Source organism: Cupriavidus basilensis (genome assembly GCF_029335485.1).
Classification (GTDB): domain Bacteria; phylum Pseudomonadota; class Gammaproteobacteria; order Burkholderiales; family Burkholderiaceae; genus Cupriavidus; species Cupriavidus basilensis_E.
The window spans coordinates 1-2,803 of sequence record NZ_JARJLM010000330.1; the positions used below are offsets into that span (position 1 = coordinate 1).

A 2,803-nucleotide genomic window follows, 5' to 3' on the forward strand; every position below is an offset into this window, starting at 1 on the left:
CTCGCGGCTGGCCGGCGCGGCGTGCGAGGTTGCGGCCGGGGCGGCGCCCGGCTGACCAACCTGCTGCGCGAATGCCGCCAGGGCGCGCCAGGTCTCGGGGTGCTCGATGATGGTGGAATGGTCGGTGCCCGGCATCGTTTCCCGCGCCACCGTGCCGGGCCAGGCCGCGATCAGGCGCTCGGAGCATTCGTGCGGCACCACCTCGTCGGTCTCGGCAAGCAGCACCTTGGTGCTCTGCACCACCTTCTTGCAGTGGGAGATGGAGTCGAAGTGATGGCGCATCAGCTGCCGCAGCGGCACCAGCGGGAAGCGCTTGCGCACGATCTCCAGCAGGGAATCGTAGGGCGTGATCAGCTGCAGGCTCTCGAAATCCTGCAGGTCCGCCAGCTGGATGGCCACGCCGGTACCCAGGCTGCGGCCTACCACGTGCACCCGCGTGCGCGGGAAAGCGCGCCGCACGTGCAGCAGGAACTGGCTGGCATCGGCTACCGCCGCCGCTTCGGACGGCCGGCCGTCCGAGTGGCCCAGGCCGCGGTAGTCCATGGTGGCAAAGCCCACCTCCTGCGGCAGCCATGCCAGATGCTGCATGGTGTCCAGCACGTCCTCGCCGCGGCCGGGCAGGTAGAACAGCAGGTCGCGCACGGTGTCCGCTTTCTGCGCTTCCTGGCTTTCCCGGGCCACGTAGACGTAGCCGCGCAGCAAGCCGCCGGGCACCTCGTGCGAATAGGCGGAGACGCCTTCGGGCAGGTCCCGCGGCGGGCGGCGGTGCGCGTCGAACAGCAGCCGCCCCTGGTTGATCGTGAGATAGGTCCAGTAGCAGGTAAAGCCGCCTGCGGTCAGCAGCGCGGCGGCCAGGGCCTTGCGTTGAAGGGAGGGCATGGTGGGATCGGAGGGTTCGTTCCGCCTTGGCTGCACAGCGCATGGTGGCGCCTGCATCATTTTCTTGCGGTCACCGCCTTCGACCGGGCTGGGTGGCCGAGAGTTCTTGTACGATACGCCCTCACATCAACGGCGGCCGGTGCGGCCGCGCACGGAGCCGATGGCATGAACCACCAAATCGAGCAAAACGAGCAGGATTCCCCTCGGAACGACGAGAAAAACCGCGCCGAGGAGACCCAGGCGATGGATCGCGTGGTCAGCGCGACGCGCCAGGTACAGGTGGCCTTTACTGCGCTGCAAGGGCAGTTTGCGCCCCAGGGCTCCGGCAAGCCGTCGAAGATGGCGCTGCAAACCTTCGACGCCGCGCTGCAGGCGCTGGAGGATGCGCAGTCGGCTTTCGACGACATCCTCAACGACCTGCTGGACGGCAAGCGCTGATCCTGCCGGCTGCGCCCACGTGTGCCGTGGCAGCGGGTACTTTACACTCAACTTCCGCAGGGTGCGCAACCGTCGCGCCGGCCGCTTGTGATAAGGTTTGGCGGCAAGGTCGCCATGCCGCCGGACAGGCCGGCATCGAGACGGCCTGACCCGGCCTGGCCGGGATCCGGAACAGGAGACCAGCCGTCATGAGCACAACGCTTGCCAACCACGCCACGGCGTCGGACGACGATGCGCAGCGCCGCGCCCTGATCGCCCGCGCCCACGCGCGTTCCGCCGGCTTCGGGCTGGAAGCCGCCCACGCGGCGGACTATCACCCGCTGGGAACGCGCGCGCTGCACGATCTGGTCGACGCCAGCCAGCTCTTGTACAAGCATGCCCTGCCGGTCATGGAGACCTTGCATGCGCAGATCGCCAACACCGAGAGCATGGTGCTGCTGACCGACAGCGGCGGCGTGATCCTGCACAGCCTGGGCGATGGCGATTTCGCCGACCGGGCCAGGCGCGTGGCCCTGGCGCCGGGCGTGTCGTGGGCGGAAGCGAGCAAGGGCACCAATGCGATCGGCACGGCGCTGGCCGAGGGCCTGCCGGCGGTGGTGCATGCCGACGAGCACTTCCTGCGCGCCAACCGCCTGCTCACGTGCTCCTGCGCGCCGATTGCCGGACCGTTCGGGCAGATACTGGGCGCGCTCGATGTCAGCGGCGACCATCGTGGTTTCCACAAGCACACCATGGCGCTGGTGAGAATGTCGGCGCAGATGATCGAGAACCATCTGTTCTCGACCCATTTCACCGATGCGGTGCTGGTGCGTTTCCATGCGCGCCCGGAATTCGTCGGCACGCTGTTCGAAGGCATGGCGGCATTCGCGGCGGACGGCACCTTTCTCGCCGCCAACCGCAGCGGGCTGTTCCAGCTCGGCCTGTCGCCCGATACGCTGGACCGCCGCAACTTTGCCGCCCTGTTCGGCATGCCGCTGGGCGTCGCGCTCGGGCAGGGCGGCGAGGCGTCCGGCCAGTTGCTGACGCTGACGCTGCCAAGCCGCGTCCACGTGTTCGCGCGGATGGCGCTGCTTGGCCCCGCCCGCCGCGGCGCCACGGCGCCCGCGCCCGCATCCACGAAAGCCGCGCCGCAGGCGTCGGCGCTGACCGCCCTCGATACCGGCGACGCCCGCATGGCGGCGGTGCTGCAGCGGGTCGACAAGGTGCGTGGGCGCGATATCCCGATCCTGGTGCTGGGGCGCACCGGCACCGGCAAGGAATGGCTGGCGCGCGCCATTCACCGCGATTCGCCGCGCGGCGCCGCACCCTTCGTCGCGGTCAATTGCGCCTCGATCCCGGAATCCCTGATCGAGGCGGAGCTGTTCGGCTATGAAGACGGTGCCTTCACCGGCGCGCGGCGGCGCGGCAGCCCGGGCAAGCTGGTGCAGGCGCACGGCGGCACCTTGTTTCTGGACGAGATCGGCGACATGCCGCTGGCGCAGCAGGT

The 2,803-nt window shown here is 69.3% G+C and carries 3 protein-coding genes; 2 read left to right on the top strand and 1 reads right to left on the bottom strand.

What is annotated here, in order from left to right; translation table 11 throughout:
- The coding region (locus P3W85_RS19645; RefSeq protein WP_276266035.1) for an alpha/beta hydrolase at nucleotides 1–879 on the bottom strand (879 nt) is incomplete at its 3' end.
- Nucleotides 880–1,044: 165 nt separating this feature from the next.
- Between P3W85_RS19645 and P3W85_RS19650 the strand changes: the two genes are divergently transcribed.
- Together P3W85_RS19650 and P3W85_RS19655 are read left to right on the top strand one after the other, a co-directional pair.
- Nucleotides 1,045–1,317, top strand: coding sequence for a hypothetical protein (locus P3W85_RS19650; RefSeq protein ID WP_017224099.1), 273 nt, complete (start codon nucleotides 1,045–1,047; stop codon nucleotides 1,315–1,317).
- A 188-nt stretch (nucleotides 1,318–1,505) separates the two neighbouring features.
- Nucleotides 1,506–2,803: sigma-54-dependent Fis family transcriptional regulator (locus P3W85_RS19655; protein ID WP_276266036.1), on the top strand; the 1,298-nt coding region annotated here is incomplete at its 3' end.

Bases quoted from the DNA above. Each gene is read 5' to 3' on its own strand.
- P3W85_RS19650 (WP_017224099.1), top strand. From the start codon at position 1,045: ATGAACCACCAAATCGAGCAAAACGAGCAGGATTCCCCTCGGAACGAC.